The 12,859-nt window shown below is 65.8% G+C and carries 12 protein-coding genes and 1 tRNA gene; 7 read left to right on the forward strand and 6 right to left on the reverse strand.

The genetic code is table 11. The features are described from left to right. The gene (locus BLU32_RS21225; protein ID WP_208976941.1) at nucleotides 1-1,281 is read left to right on the forward strand and encodes an OpgC family protein; all 1,281 of its coding nucleotides are present in this window, start codon (nucleotides 1-3) and stop codon (nucleotides 1,279-1,281) included. Here BLU32_RS21225 and BLU32_RS21230 read toward each other — a convergent pair. From BLU32_RS21230 to BLU32_RS21245, 5 genes are all read right to left on the reverse strand, one after another. Beyond that, on the reverse strand, nucleotides 1,278-2,147 hold the full coding sequence (locus BLU32_RS21230; protein ID WP_208976942.1) for a PHB depolymerase family esterase: 870 nt from the start codon (nucleotides 2,145-2,147) through the stop codon (nucleotides 1,278-1,280). The two genes, BLU32_RS21225 and BLU32_RS21230, sit on opposite strands and share 4 nt — an antisense overlap. Before the next feature lie 125 nt (nucleotides 2,148-2,272). Continuing rightward, nucleotides 2,273-2,434 (reverse strand): DUF2474 domain-containing protein, encoded by a 162-nt coding sequence (locus BLU32_RS21970; protein ID WP_157727774.1) that lies wholly within the window; start codon nucleotides 2,432-2,434, stop codon nucleotides 2,273-2,275. Next, the gene (gene cydB / locus BLU32_RS21235) at nucleotides 2,434-3,441 is read right to left on the reverse strand and encodes a cytochrome d ubiquinol oxidase subunit II (RefSeq protein ID WP_093810277.1); all 1,008 of its coding nucleotides are present in this window, start codon (nucleotides 3,439-3,441) and stop codon (nucleotides 2,434-2,436) included. Before cydB ends, BLU32_RS21970 begins: the two co-directional genes overlap by 1 nt. A 4-nt stretch (nucleotides 3,442-3,445) precedes the next feature. After that, nucleotides 3,446-4,855, reverse strand: coding sequence for a cytochrome ubiquinol oxidase subunit I (locus tag BLU32_RS21240; RefSeq protein ID WP_093810279.1), 1,410 nt, complete (start codon nucleotides 4,853-4,855; stop codon nucleotides 3,446-3,448). Nucleotides 4,856-5,013: 158 nt separating this feature from the next. Then, nucleotides 5,014-5,850, reverse strand: a complete 837-nt coding sequence (locus tag BLU32_RS21245) for an ion channel (RefSeq protein WP_371326947.1) — start codon at nucleotides 5,848-5,850, stop codon at nucleotides 5,014-5,016. Nucleotides 5,851-6,009: 159 nt separating this feature from the next. Between BLU32_RS21245 and BLU32_RS21250 the strand changes: the two genes are divergently transcribed. Continuing rightward, nucleotides 6,010-6,384, forward strand: coding sequence for a hypothetical protein (locus BLU32_RS21250; RefSeq protein ID WP_093810281.1), 375 nt, complete (start codon nucleotides 6,010-6,012; stop codon nucleotides 6,382-6,384). Between the two features lie 32 nt (nucleotides 6,385-6,416). Here BLU32_RS21250 and BLU32_RS21255 read toward each other — a convergent pair whose 3' ends face one another. Continuing rightward, nucleotides 6,417-7,472 carry a dipeptidase gene (locus BLU32_RS21255; RefSeq protein WP_093810283.1) on the reverse strand — a complete coding sequence of 352 codons (1,056 nt, stop codon included), beginning with the start codon at nucleotides 7,470-7,472 and terminating at the stop codon, nucleotides 6,417-6,419. Nucleotides 7,473-7,776: 304 nt separating this feature from the next. Here BLU32_RS21255 and BLU32_RS21260 point away from each other — a divergent pair, with 304 nt between their 5' ends. From BLU32_RS21260 to BLU32_RS21975, 5 genes are all read left to right on the forward strand, one after another. After that, nucleotides 7,777-9,258: an aminotransferase class I/II-fold pyridoxal phosphate-dependent enzyme gene (locus tag BLU32_RS21260; protein ID WP_093810285.1), complete on the forward strand. Its 1,482-nt coding sequence runs from the start codon at nucleotides 7,777-7,779 to the stop codon at nucleotides 9,256-9,258. After that, on the forward strand, nucleotides 9,255-10,277 hold the full coding sequence (locus BLU32_RS21265; RefSeq protein WP_093810287.1) for a TIGR01459 family HAD-type hydrolase: 1,023 nt from the start codon (nucleotides 9,255-9,257) through the stop codon (nucleotides 10,275-10,277). Before BLU32_RS21260 ends, BLU32_RS21265 begins: the two co-directional genes overlap by 4 nt. Further along, complete coding sequence (locus BLU32_RS21270; protein WP_093810289.1) at nucleotides 10,271-11,416, forward strand: hypothetical protein; 1,146 nt, start codon at nucleotides 10,271-10,273, stop codon at nucleotides 11,414-11,416. The genes BLU32_RS21265 and BLU32_RS21270 overlap by 7 nt, the downstream gene beginning before the upstream one ends. Then, a complete protein-coding gene (locus tag BLU32_RS21275) occupies nucleotides 11,413-12,201 on the forward strand; it encodes a class I SAM-dependent methyltransferase (RefSeq protein ID WP_093810291.1) in 789 nt (262 codons plus the stop codon). The genes BLU32_RS21270 and BLU32_RS21275 overlap by 4 nt, the downstream gene beginning before the upstream one ends. Beyond that, nucleotides 12,192-12,379: transfer RNA gene (locus BLU32_RS21975), tRNA-Pro, on the forward strand. The genes BLU32_RS21275 and BLU32_RS21975 overlap by 10 nt, the downstream gene beginning before the upstream one ends. Nucleotides 12,380-12,859 lie beyond the last annotated feature (480 nt).

Raw genomic sequence — 12,859 nt, forward strand, 5'->3', positions numbered from 1 at the left:
ATGAACGGTTTCAAGGACCTGCGTCTCGTGAACATGCATTCAACGTCCGCCGCCACAGTGCCCCGCCCGCGCGATCCGCGCCTCGACTTCTTTCGCGGCATCGGCATGTTCATCATCTTCATCGCCCATCTGCCGGCCAACACCTGGACCTTGTGGATCCCGGCCCGCTTCGGCTTTTCCGATGCGACCGAGATCTTTGTCTTTTGCTCGGGCATGGCCTCGGCCATTGCCTTCGGAAAGGTGTTCGACCAGAGCGGCTGGCTGATGGGAGCGGCGCGCGTCAGTCACAGGGTCTGGCAGGTTTACTGGGCGCATGTCTGCCTGTTCCTGGTCATTGCCGCCGGGCTTGTGGCAGTGCAGACCAGCGGCGTTCTCAACCGGTGTTGCGGCCTGACCGAGGATTATGTGAATTCCCTCAATCTTTGGCATTTCTTCAACAAGACCGCCGAGGCGCTGCCGGGGCTTTTGACCCTGACCTATGTTCCGAACTACTTCGATATCCTGCCGATGTATATCGTCATCCTGGTGCTTCTGCCGGCGATCATGGCGCTCTCGCGCCTCGGGCGTGCACCGGTTTTCATCTTCATGGGCGCGGTCTGGGTCGGCGCCAATCTCGGGCTTCTGGGCCTTCCGGCAGAACCCTGGTCGGATCGGGTCTGGTTCTTCAATCCCTTCGCCTGGCAGCTTCTGTTCTTCACCGGCTTTGCCTTTATGCGCGGCTGGATCCCGGCGCCGCCGGTGCGCCATTCCTTGATCCTGGTGGCCATTGCCATCGTTGTGCTGACCGTCCCCTTCGCCTGGTTTCGCGTCTATCGGACCGTTCCCGTTCTGCTCGAGATCCGCACCGCGATTGAACCGCTGTGGAGCAAGACGGAATTCGGCATCCTGCGCTATGTGCACTTCCTGGCGCTCGCCTATCTCGCCTGGATCGCGGTTGGCGCGGGTGGGCGCTATCTCGTCGTCGACAATCTTTGGGGCGCGGTGGTGCGCGTGATCCAGAAGGTCGGCCAGCAGTCGCTCGCCGTCTTCATGGCAAGTCTCGTGGTGGCTCAGACCGTCGGCATCCTGCGCGATACGGTCTGGGGGCGCGGCGACATGGTGATCGAGTTCCTCGCCAACGCGGGCGGCTTCGCAGCACTCATCGCCGTTGCATATGTGGTCTCCTGGTACAAGAAGGAGCCATGGCGCAGGAAGGGCGGGGAAGCCGGGACGGGCCGCGGCGACCCGCGTTTGCAGGACCGGCAATCGGCAACACAACAGGGTGCCGGAGACCGTCGCTAGTCCGTCCATCCCAGATGACGAGCGAGCGCGCGCCAGGCCCGTTCCACCCATTCGGCCCGCACGCTGTGGCCGCCGGAATGCAGGCATACCTCCAGCAGCGGTGTGGCGCCTCCGCCTTTTTTCCGCGCTTCCTGAAGCTGGCAGTTGAGGCCGGTGTCGGGTGCGAAGGCGGGAAAGACGCGCGGCAGGCCTGCCTGCGCCTGCCAGACGGCGAGACTGTCGGCGACATCCGACTGGTGCCAGCGCTCGCCGATCGGGCGCCCCTCCAAGGGCACGGTGCGGTCTGCCGTGCCATGGACGTGGAAGAGCACAGGGGCGGGCGACGGGCAGGTTTCCGGGATCGGATCCCAGAATGCACCTGCGATCGGCGCGAAGCCGGCGAAGAGCCTGCCGCGATAGCAGGCGAGGTTCCACACCATCGACCCGCCCATGGAAAAGCCGGTGGCCATCATCCGATCCGCGCGCAACGGAAAGCGTGCGGTGAGATCCTCGACGAGGGCGTCGAAGAAGGCGAAGTCGTCGCGCAAGGCGCGCGGCGCGCCGGGGTAGGACCAGGTCTTGCCCGCGCCCTGGGGGGCGACGAAAGCGACGTTGAGCCGGTCGGCCAGCCGCGCCCAGGCCGCGTTGCGCATTTCGCCGGCTGCCGATCCGCGCCAGCCGTGCAGAAACACGATGGCGCCGAGCGGGCTGTTTCCGTCCCAGCCTTGCGGAAAGCGGATGCGGTATTCGCCGTTTGCGATCTCGCAAGGGGTCTCGACGCCGCATTGCGCCTGCGGTTCATTTGCCGCGCCGGCCGGTGCCGTCGCCGCGACGAGCGCAAGTGAGAGTGCGGCGGCAATCGAAAGGGCAGGCGCGATGTGGGGCATGTCCGACGGTCCTTTGCAAAAAAAGGTCTGCGTTTAAGGATGCGCGTCGATCGGCAAAGGACAAGGGGCGCGGGCTAAGAGACCCGTCACGCATCGGTGATTGCGGGCCCGACCGGCGGCTTTTCCTACAGGATCGCCCAGCGGATCACGCTGGCAATGACGAAGAGCGTGCCGACGCCGGCGAGCCACAACGCGGCGAACCAGGCAAGGCGGCGCGGCAGGCCTGCCGTCCTGCCGTGCCTTGTGTCTGTCTCATCGCGGTCTTGAGTGTGCCGCGCGCGCGCCATCAGTGGTAGCCGTCGCCGGGGCGCACCTTGCCGCGAAAGATCCAGTAGGCGTAAGCCGAATAGGCCAGGATCATCGGGATCAGAACGGCGGCGCCCACGAGGAGAAACGCCAGCGAACTGTCGGGCGCGGCCGCGTCCCAGATGCTGATTGCCGGCGGCACGATGTTGGGATAGAGGCTGATGCCCAGCCCCGCGAAGGTGACAAGAAACAGCGCCAGGCTCGCCAGAAAGGGCACGACGTCGCGCGTGCCGTTCAGGCTCCTGAACAGCACCACGGCAAGGCCGAGCACCATCAGCGGGACCGGCGCGGTGTAGAAGATCTGCGGCACCTCAAACCAGCGCGCGGCGATCGCCGGGTCGAGCGCCGGCGTCCACAGGCTGACGATGCCGATGACGGCGAGCATGGCGAACATCAGCGCCATCGCCTTGCCCCGGAAATGGTCCTGCATCGGGCCTTCGCATTTCCACACCAGCCAGGTGGCGCCGAGGAGCGCATAGCCGATGACGACGGCAACGCCGGTCATCAGCGAAAACGGCGTGAGCCAGTCGAGCCAGCCGCCGGCATAGGCGCGGCCCTCCACGGCAATTCCCTGAACGATGGCGCCCAGGATGATGCCCTGCGACAGCGCCGCCGTCAGGGATCCGAGGAAGAAGGCGATGTCCCAGATCCAGCGCCGTTCCTCGCTCGATTTGAAGCGGAACTCGAACACCACGCCGCGAAACACCAGGCCGAACAGCATGGCGAAGATCGGCGCGTAGAGCGCCGGCATCAGAATGGCGTAGGCAAGCGGAAACACCGCGTAGAGGCCACCGCCGCCGAGCACCAGCCAGGTTTCGTTGCCGTCCCACACCGGGGCGACGGAATTCATCATCACGTCGCGTTCTGTGGCCGAGCGGGCGGTGGGGAACAGGATGCCGAGGCCGAGGTCGAACCCGTCGAGCACGACGTAGAGAAAGACGGCGGTGGCAATCAGCAGCGCCCAGATGAGGGGAAGGTCGAGCTCCATGACGTCACTCCGCCGGTTTGGGGGTGTGCGGATCGTGATAGGCGAAGGCCGGCGTCACGCCCGCCGCGCGGGTCGGCTCGGCGCCGAGCTCGCCGTTGCCGTCGTCGGGCGGCGCGGCCATCGAGCGCAGCAGGTAGAAGGTGCCGATGCCGAAGACGATGAAATAGACGACGATGAACACCAGCAGCGAGGTCGCGACCGCCGGCGCATCGACCGGCGATATGCTGTCGGTGGTGCGCAGCAGCCCGTAGACCGTGAAGGGCTGGCGGCCGACCTCCGTCGTGATCCATCCCGCGAGCACCGCGATGAAGCCCGTCGGCCCCATCGCCAGCGCCAGCTTGTGAAACAGCTGCGCATCGTAAAGCCGTCCCCGGGCACGCAGGTAGAGGCTGAGGAGGCCGACCCCGAGCATGGCGAACCCGATCCCCACCATCACCCGGAACGAGAAGAACACGATGGTCGCGTTCGGACGGTCCTCGGGCGGGAAGTCGTTGAGACCGGGTACGCGCCCATTGAGCGAATGGGTCAGGATCAGGCTGCCGAGCTTGGGGATCTCGACCTTGTAGCGGGTCTCGCCGGCGGCCATGTCGGGTACACCGAACAGGATCAGCGGCGCGCCTTCCTCGGCCTCGAAGTGGCCTTCCACGGCGGCGATCTTCGCCGGCTGGTGCTCCAGCGTGTTGAGCCCGTGCATGTCGCCGGCGACAATCTGCAGCGGGGTGACGAGAGCCGCCATCCACATCGCCATGGAAAACATCACCCTTGCCGCGTCGCTGGTGCGGTCCTTCAGGAGATGCCAGGCGCCGACCGCGCCGACCACGAAGGCTGTGGTCAGATAGGCCGCCAGCATCATGTGGACGAAGCGGTAGGGGAAGGAGGGGTTGAAGACGATCTCGAACCAGTTTTCCGGCACGAACTGTCCGACCTCATTGATCGAATAGCCCGCCGGCGTCTGCATCCAGCTGTTGACCGACAGGATCCAGAAGCCCGACAGCGCCGTGCCGAAGGCGACCATGCAGGTCGCGGCGAAATGCAGGCGCGGGCCGACGCGGGTCAGGCCGAACAGCATGATGCCGAGGAAGCCGGCCTCCAGAAAGAACGCCGACAGCACCTCGTAGCCCATCAGCGGGCCGAGCACCGGACCGGTCTTGTCGGAAAAGACCGACCAGTTGGTGCCGAACTGGTAGGTCATGACGATGCCGGAGACGACGCCCATGCCGAAGGCGACGGCAAAGATCTTCATCCAGTATTTGAACAGCCGCAGGTAGACGTCGCGCCCGCTCGTCAGCCACAGGCCCTCGAGCACCATCAAAAAACTGGCAAGACCGATGGTGAAGGAGGGAAAGATGATGTGGAACGAGACGGTGAATGCGAACTGGAAGCGGGCCAGGTCGACTGCGGAAAAATCCATCATGTTCCCTCGGGCTTGCGGCGGCGGCGGTGCGCTCGCGGGATTGCGCGGAACGATGCGTCCCTGTCAGGGAGAGTGTCGCGCGCACGTTCAAAAGCGATGTGACAGATTGAAGCTTTCCAGCGCCTTAATGCAAGGCCGTGTGACATTGCCGCACTGTGTCAGGCCCATTCGCCTTCGGTCGGAATATTGATCGTGCGGCCGCAATGCTTGCAGTGCACCGCATCCGGATCGTGGCGCGACAGCCCGCAGTCGGGGCAGTCGTAGGCGACCTTCTGCGGCCGGAAGATCGTCTGGATCAGGCGCAGGAACAGCCCGACGCCGAAGATCATGATCAGCACGGTCAAGAGCCGCCCGAAGCTGTCGGTCATGGTGATGTCGCCGAACCCGGTGGTGGTCAGCGTCGTCACGGTGAAATAGAGCGCGTCCAGATAGTTGTTGATCGACGGATTCTGGTGGCCTTCGGTGACGAAGACGATGGCGGTGACGACGAACACAAAGACGATCAGATTGATTGCCGACTGGATGATCTCCTCGTTGCGACGGAAGAAATGCGAGGCGGAGCGCAGTTCGCGCAGCAGATGGTAGGAGCGCAGCAGGCGCAGCATGCGCACCACCCTGAGGAACGCGAGATTGTCGATGAAGGCGCTGGCGAGGAGCGACAGGATCACGATCAGGTCGGCGATATTGGTGAATTCGAACACCATCCGCCACGGCCGGTGGGCGGCATACATCCGCAACCCGTAGTCGACGATCAGAACCGCCGCGATGACATAGTCGATCAGGTGATATGCAATCGCGGTTTCCATCATCGAGGACACCACGAAATAGGCGATCGTCACGAGGTCGAAGACCAGAAGCGCCATCCGCCAGCGCCGCGCGCCCGGCGTCATTCCGTAGTAGAGCCGTCGCACACGGGCGCGGGCCCCGGTCGGTGCCTGGGTTTCGGCTTCGTCTTCGCCGGAATTTTCCATCGTGTCGCGCGTATCGCTGATCATCGCAGGACAAGACCCCAGCGGGCGGGCGGCGTCAATCCCGCAGGCGCAGGGCGGGGGGCGCGCCGCTGAACGGGCTGCGCATTGGCTTTGGACTCTTTCGCGAATCGTCGCAAACTTTTTGTTAACCAATTCGGCGAAGGGCGTTCCGGGGTGTCACCGATGAATTCACACACGAGTTTCCTTGACTGGGCGCGGGCGGCCAATGCGGGCGGCGGCGGCACGGCGGCTCGAACGGGGGATGCAATGCCCGACTTTCAGAACGCGCTCCCGACCCTGGACGACTCGCTGCGGTTTGCCGAGCAGCATGTCGGCGACATCCTGCACACGCCGAAATCGCGTGACGGCGCGGCCTATCGCTTCATCGTGCGTGGCACGGGCCGGTTCGGCGACGGCGCGCGCTCGAGCAGCCCGAGCGAGGTGCTTGCCGCCACCCGCCGCGAGGCGGAACTGCGCCGTCTGCATGCCGTTGCGACCAGCATCGCCAGCTACCTTGAAGAGCGCATCAAGGCGGAAGCGCCGCTCCACGACGCATAGGACGCCCTTGCCGGCCGGACACGTCTCAAGGCCTACGCCCAGGTGCGTTCCAGCACCGACAGCCAGTTGCGCCAGGCGATCTTCTCGATCAGTTCCTCGCCGTAGCCGGCGCTGCGAAACGCCTCGATCAGCCGGGGCAGTCCGGCGACGTCGCCGATGGCGCGGGGCACGAAACAGCCATCGAAATCCGAACCCAGCGCGACCCCGTCCTCGCCGAGCCGCGACAGCATGTGATCCGTGTGACGCACCATGATCTCCAGCGGCGTGTCGCCCTTGTGGGCACCGTCCGGCCGCAGGAAGGCGACATGGAAGTTCAATCCCGCCAGCCCCTTGCTCTCCGCCATTGCGTCGAGTTGACGGTCGGTGAGATTGCGTGACGACGGGCACACCGCATGGGCGTTCGAGTGGGAGGCGACGAGCGGGCGGTCGCTGATCTCCGCCACGTCCCAAAACCCCTTTTCCGTCAGGTGCGACAGGTCGATCATGACCCTCAGCTCGTTGCAGGCCCGGATCAGCGCCTTTCCGGTATCGCTCAGGCCCGGTCCCGTGTCCGGGGAGGACGGGCAGGCCATCGGCACGCCGTCGCCGAAAACGTTCGGCCGGCTCCAGACGGGACCGAGCGAACGCAAGCCCGCTGAATGCAACACCTCGAGCGCGCAGAAGTCCGGGTCGATGGCCTCCGCGCCCTCGATGTGCAGCACCATGGCGAGGGCGTCGTCGGCCATTGCCTTCCGGATACCCGGCACATCGGTGCAGATCGCCACCGCGCCCTCCGCCTCCCGCTCGATCCGGCGCGCGCGGGCGGCCATGCGCAGGGTGAACCCCAGCGCGACGTCCTGCGCGACCGGCGCGAAATTCGCCGGATCGCTCGGATTGTAGCGCACCGTGAGATCCAGCCCCGTGCGCGAGGGCACATACATCGCGAACAGCCCGCCGGCGAACCCGCCCTCGCGGGCGCGCGGCAGGTCGATGTGATCGCGGTCCGCGCGGGCGAGGAACGAGCGTTCGCGCGCGGTGCCCGCGCCCAGCTCCAGTTTCAGCAAGGTGTCGTTGTGTCCGTCGAAGACGGGCACCAAGTCGGGACGCATGCGGTTCTCCGGATAACGGCGTCGGGAGCGGTACACTCGCCACACAGGCCTGGCGTTGCAAGAAAGAACTGCCGACGGAAGGGTCGGGAAGATGCGGTTTGTACAACTCGAATTGTCGACTGGGATATATCTGGTAAACGACGTAGAGTAATATAAATAATATATAGAAGATTTCTATTTAATATAGAAAAGCAAGGATAAAAAATGAGTCATCGCAACAAATTTGTTGCGCATTTCGGCTGTCTATGATCGTATTGCGAGCATAGCTAAAATATACAATTTAATTGAGATTTTGGGTGGTGCCATGATGTGTGAACGTGTGGCCGGCCCCGGGGATGGCCCGGCAGTCGAGAAATTGCGCCGCGCCCGGCTCGCCCTGATGGGTCTGGGGGAGGACGGCGCGCGCATTGGTCCCGGGATGTTTGATGCGGGTGTTGTGTCCTTCGCGCATGGCGAAGGCGTGCGGCGGCCGTTTCCCGGCGCCATTCGCAATGCCGTTGCCGCCCTGCGCGACGCCGAAGCCGCGCCGATCGAGAACTACATGTTTCTCAAGCGCTTCCCCGATCTTGAGGCGGAGATTGCGCAAAGCTTTCGGCGCATCGCCGTGCCCGACATCTACGCGCGGAATGTGGTTCTTGACGCTGGGTCCACCCGCTTGATGGTCGCGGCGCTCGGCCTCATGACGCGCGGCGGTGCCGAGGTCGTGACGTCGCCTGGCTTCTATCATCCGCTGGCCGGCTGGTGCGGCTATCTCGACCGGGCACTGCATGTGCTGCCAACAACCCGAACCTGCGCCTACAAGCTACGAGCGCAGGAGCTGCGGGACTGGCTCACCCGGACACGGCCCGCAACGCCGCCGCTTCTCGTTCTGTTCAACCCGACGATGACAGGGGCCGTTTACACGCAAGACGAAATGAACGCTCTCGGCGAGGTGCTGGTCGAGGCGGACATGCTTGCCATCGAGGACGCCCTGTTTGCCGGCTCGGAATACGACGCCGACGCGACGGGCGGACGTCTTGCCGCATCCTCGGCTGGCGAGCGCTGCCTCACGGTGGCCGGGGCCAGCAAGCTGCATTGCCTGGCCAATCTCAGGATCGGGTGGGGATGCGGTCCAGACTGGCTGACCGACGCATTGCAGGACTATGTGACCAGCAGTGCCGCCAGCATACCGCACGTCGCCAAGGCGGCGGCGCTCGGCGCCCTGCGCGCGCCGGAGGCTTTCGTGCGCCGCAATGTCGAGGAGTGCAGGCAGCGGATCGCGCTTGTGTGCGAACTCGTTCACGGACTGGATGCGCGCCTTCGTGCCGCGACGCGCATGAACGCACCGATGGTGACGATCGGTCATGAGGTGGCGGCGGGGCACTCGGTGCTGCTCGAGTTTCCCTGCCTTGTCGGCCACGAACCGCCCGGCGGTGGCGATGTGCGCGACGGCGCGGATTTGACACGCTTGTTTCTGCACGAGGCCAGGGTTGCCTTCGCGCCGGCGGTCTCGCATGGCTTCGACGGGCCGCGCGTGCGCGCCAATGTGGCCTCGATCGGCACGAACCTCACCTATGGGGCGTCCAGGCTGTGGGAGAATTGCGCCGACGAGGACTGGGGCGAGGAACAGGAACGCAGCTTCGACGCCGGCTTCGCCCAGGCGCGGGAACTGATTTCCTCGACATTCGCGGAGCGCATCGAACCTGCGCTGTTTCGGCTTCTGGACCAGCCGGCGGAATCGGCGCGGCCCCTGCCGCGCAGGCCTTCTCCGGCTGCGATCGCGGCCGGACAGGGAGCGGCGCTATGAGCCCGCGCACCGACGCGGGCGTCGCCAAATCCGCTGTCGTCATGTCCGCAAGCCTGCCGCCCGGCCCTGACCTTCTTGAAAAAACTGAAGTTTCCGCCCAGCCGGAGCGGATCGACGGGCTTGGCGCGCTGTTCGATGGTGCGGCCGGCGCGTCGCCGCGCGCCGCCCTTGTCGATGTCTGGGGGGTTCTCACTGACGGGGCACGGGCCTATCCGCCCGCAATCGATGCGCTCAAGCGTTTGCGCGGGCGCGGCGTGCGGGTGGCGCTCGTCTCCAACACGTCGCGTCGCGGCGCGGATCTGGCCCGCCTGCTTGAGGGGCAGGGGCTCGACCCGGATCTCTACGATGCGGTTGTCACCGGCGGGGAACTGGCGTTTGCGCAACTGTCGGGCGAAGTGGCGCGGCGCCGGCGCTGCGGTGGCGACGCTCTGCGCTGTTTGGTCGTTGGAACCCAGCCCGGAGGCGATTGGGCGCGCGAGGCCGGTCTCCAGTGCGTCGACACGCCCGACGCGGCGGATCTTGTTCTCGGCTTCGGCGTGCTGGGCGAAGGCGATCCGCGTGCCGGCGCGCCGCTGCCCACGCTCGACGTGGAGACCCGCCGTCTTCTGCGCGCCGCCGCGCGCTCCGGCCTGCCTCTGGTTCTGACCAATGCGGACACCAGCGTCCGCATCGCCGGATCGCTTTATCTCGGCATCGGCGCGCTCGGTGCCGTTTACCAGTCGTTCGGCGGCAACGTTCGCATCTACGGAAAACCCGCCCCGGAAATGTACGCCGCTGCCTTGAAGGCGGCCGGCATGTCCGATCCGGCCCGCGCCGTGATGATCGGCGACACGCTGGCGACCGATATCGCCGGCGCGCGGGCCGCCGGCCTTGCGACCGTTCTCGTGACCGGTTCGGGGTCCCATGCCCATGAACTTCATGCCGGCCCCGGCGGCGGGCTCTGTGCCGACGCGCTTGCGGATCTTGTCCAGCGCGCGCGGGTCTGTCCGGACCATGTGATGGAGGCGATGCAATGGTAGACGGCAGAAAACGCGACCGCGTCCTGATCTTCGGCGCCGGCGTCATCGGCGGCCATGTCTGCGATCTGCTGTCGCGCATGGACGACCGCTTCGATCTCGTCGTCGTGGCGCGGCGTCACGATCTGCTCTCGCAGCGCGTGAACCTGTCGATCACCTCGGCGCTGTGTCTGGGGTTCGATCCGCGCATCGAGGCGGTCGCCTGCGATGTGTTCGAGACCGACGCCTGCGCGGCGCTGATCGACCGCGTCCGCCCCGACATGATCGTCAATGCAACGAGCCTGCAGACCTTCTGGGAAATCGGCCAGCTTCCGGTCGATGCCTACCGGCACCTGGAGCGCGCGCGGATCGGGCCGTGGCTTCCCAATCATCTGGCGACCGCGCGCGCCGTGATGCGCGCGGTGCGCACGTCCGGCAGCGCCGCGCTGGTGGTCAATGCCTCCTTCCCGGATGCGGTCAATTCCGCGCTTGAAACGGTCGGCCTCGCTCCGCATGTCGGCGGCGGCAACATCGCCAACATCGTTCCCACGCTGACCCGGGCGGCCGCCCGCCAGCTCGGCGTCGAGCGCGGCGCGCTGACGGTTCATTTCGTCGCCCATCATGTCGCCTGCAACGCGATCTCCTCCTATGGCACGCCCGGCGATGCGCCCTACCGGCTGAGCGTCGTGCTCGACGGCGGCGAGGTCGCCGATACGCTCGATCACACGGCGCTCTTTGCCAGCGTGATCGGCGAGTTCAGGCGCGTGCGCGGCGTCACCGGTCAGATCGTCGCCGCGTCCGGCGTCGCCGCGGTGACGGCTGCCCTGGGCGATCCCGACCGGGAAAGGGCGATGCACGTGCCGGGTCCCAATGCGCTTCCCGGCGGCTATCCGGCGCTCGTCGGCAAGGGCGAGGTGCGCCTTGCCCTGCCCAACGGCCTGCCGCAGGAGGAGGCGATCCGCGTCAACCTCGACGGACAGGCAGTGGAAGGCATTTCCGAAATCCGCGCCGACGGCACCATCGTCTACGAGCCAGAGGAAATGGCGGTGCTGCGCGAGGCTTTCGGCTACGACTGTGCGCAAATGCATGTCGACGAGGTCGACGCCTGGGCGGGCGAACTGCAGGCGCGCTACCGCGCCTATGCCGAACGGGTGAGCGCATGAGCGGGGTGGACGCAATGGCGCAGGACGAGACAACCGGCGATGCGACACCGGTCAGCCTGGTCACGGCCAACCGGCGCGGGCGCACCACGACGCGGCTGAACGAGATCAACATGCGCTTCGCCGATCTCGCAGGGACGGCGAATTTGCCCGTGCTCGATCTCGGCTGCGCCTTCGGCGTCGCCACCCACGCAGCCCTTGAGGCCGGCGCCACCGTTCATGCCAACGACATCGACCCGGCGCATCTGGAGGCGACGGCCCGCGACGCGCCGCCGGGGACCTGGGAGCGTCTGCATCTGGCGCCGGGCGCCTTTCCCGCAGAGCTCGATTTCCCGCCCGAAAGCCTGTCGCTGGTGCATGCCTCCAATCTGCTCAATTTCCTCACCGGCGAGGAGATCGAGGCAGGCTTTGCCAAGATCGCAGGCTGGCTGGAACCGGGCGGCCGGTTCCTGTCGATTTCGGGATCGCCCTATGCCGCCAACATCCGCGCGTTCGGACCCGTCTACGACTCCAATCGCGCCGCCGGACTGCAATGGCCCGGCGAATGCCACGATCTGCCGGCGGTGTCGGACGACCCGACGATCCGCGAACTGCCGATGTTTCTGCATCTCGTTGACCCTGACGTGCTGACCCGCGCCGCGCGGGCGGCGGGTCTCGTGGTCGAGGAGGCGCGGTTTTTTCATCGTGCGGGGACGCCCGACTACATCGCGCTCGACGGGCGCGAGAACGTCGTCTTCGTCGCGCGAAAACCCATCCCCGAGGACGAAAAGGGGCAAATGCATCCGTAGCTTAACCGGTAAAATGCTGCAGCGGAACGCCTGGAAGGCCTGGCGACTGGGGAATGATTTCACCAGGGCATCGTCATTCCACCCCGACCCGGATCCCGGAACGGCGGACTTTACGTGGCTTAAGAGCACCAGCTTTGGGAGTTGGTAGGTGCGGGTTCGAGTCCCGTCGGATGCGCCATTTTCTGCGATTTCGCGGGCCCGGAACGGATCGCGACATGGGGTCAGGCCTCCCGGATTTCGCTCCGGTCGAGGCCAAACGGTTTCCTGCATGGGAAGGAAAGGAGGTGATTATTCATGGACAAAGTGATGGCTATCCGGGAGATCAAGGCCGCGCTCGCTCTGACGAGCTCGCGTCTCTCCGAGACCGCTGCGCCAATGGCGAACCGGTCTGTACCAGCGGCTGGGGTTCCAGCCGCGATGCCAAAGCTGGCCGTTCCAGCCGCTGCTCCAGCGGGCAAGGGCGTGCCAGTGAGCGGGATGCCACCCGCTGTGCCAGCCAAGGATCTTGATGATCTGGCTGTCCCAGCGGCGCATCCACTGGCGCGTGATGCGGCGCCAATCGCCAGCTCGGCTCCAATTGCCGCTGGCGCGCTCGCCAAGTTCGATGCCGTTCCAGCCCGCTAAGGCCTGACAGGTTGGCGGGAAACCGTCGCCTCAA

The sequence above is a fragment of the Stappia sp. ES.058 genome (assembly GCF_900105595.1).
GTDB lineage: Bacteria > Pseudomonadota > Alphaproteobacteria > Rhizobiales > Stappiaceae > Stappia.

Coding starts and splice junctions, on each gene's coding strand:
- BLU32_RS21230 (WP_208976942.1), bottom strand. CDS start 2,147: ATGCCCCACATCGCGCCTGCCCTTTCGATTGCCGCCGCACTCTCACTT.
- BLU32_RS21270 (WP_093810289.1), top strand. CDS start 10,271: ATGGTAGACGGCAGAAAACGCGACCGCGTCCTGATCTTCGGCGCCGGC.
- cydB (WP_093810277.1), bottom strand. CDS start 3,441: ATGGAGCTCGACCTTCCCCTCATCTGGGCGCTGCTGATTGCCACCGCC.
- BLU32_RS21275 (WP_093810291.1), top strand. CDS start 11,413: ATGAGCGGGGTGGACGCAATGGCGCAGGACGAGACAACCGGCGATGCG.
- BLU32_RS21260 (WP_093810285.1), top strand. CDS start 7,777: ATGATGTGTGAACGTGTGGCCGGCCCCGGGGATGGCCCGGCAGTCGAG.
- BLU32_RS21245 (WP_371326947.1), bottom strand. CDS start 5,850: ATGATCAGCGATACGCGCGACACGATGGAAAATTCCGGCGAAGACGAA.
- BLU32_RS21265 (WP_093810287.1), top strand. CDS start 9,255: ATGAGCCCGCGCACCGACGCGGGCGTCGCCAAATCCGCTGTCGTCATG.
- BLU32_RS21255 (WP_093810283.1), bottom strand. CDS start 7,472: ATGCGTCCCGACTTGGTGCCCGTCTTCGACGGACACAACGACACCTTG.
- BLU32_RS21240 (WP_093810279.1), bottom strand. CDS start 4,855: ATGATGGATTTTTCCGCAGTCGACCTGGCCCGCTTCCAGTTCGCATTC.
- BLU32_RS21970 (WP_157727774.1), bottom strand. CDS start 2,434: ATGGCGCGCGCGCGGCACACTCAAGACCGCGATGAGACAGACACAAGG.
- BLU32_RS21225 (WP_208976941.1), top strand. CDS start 1: ATGAACGGTTTCAAGGACCTGCGTCTCGTGAACATGCATTCAACGTCC.
- BLU32_RS21250 (WP_093810281.1), top strand. CDS start 6,010: ATGAATTCACACACGAGTTTCCTTGACTGGGCGCGGGCGGCCAATGCG.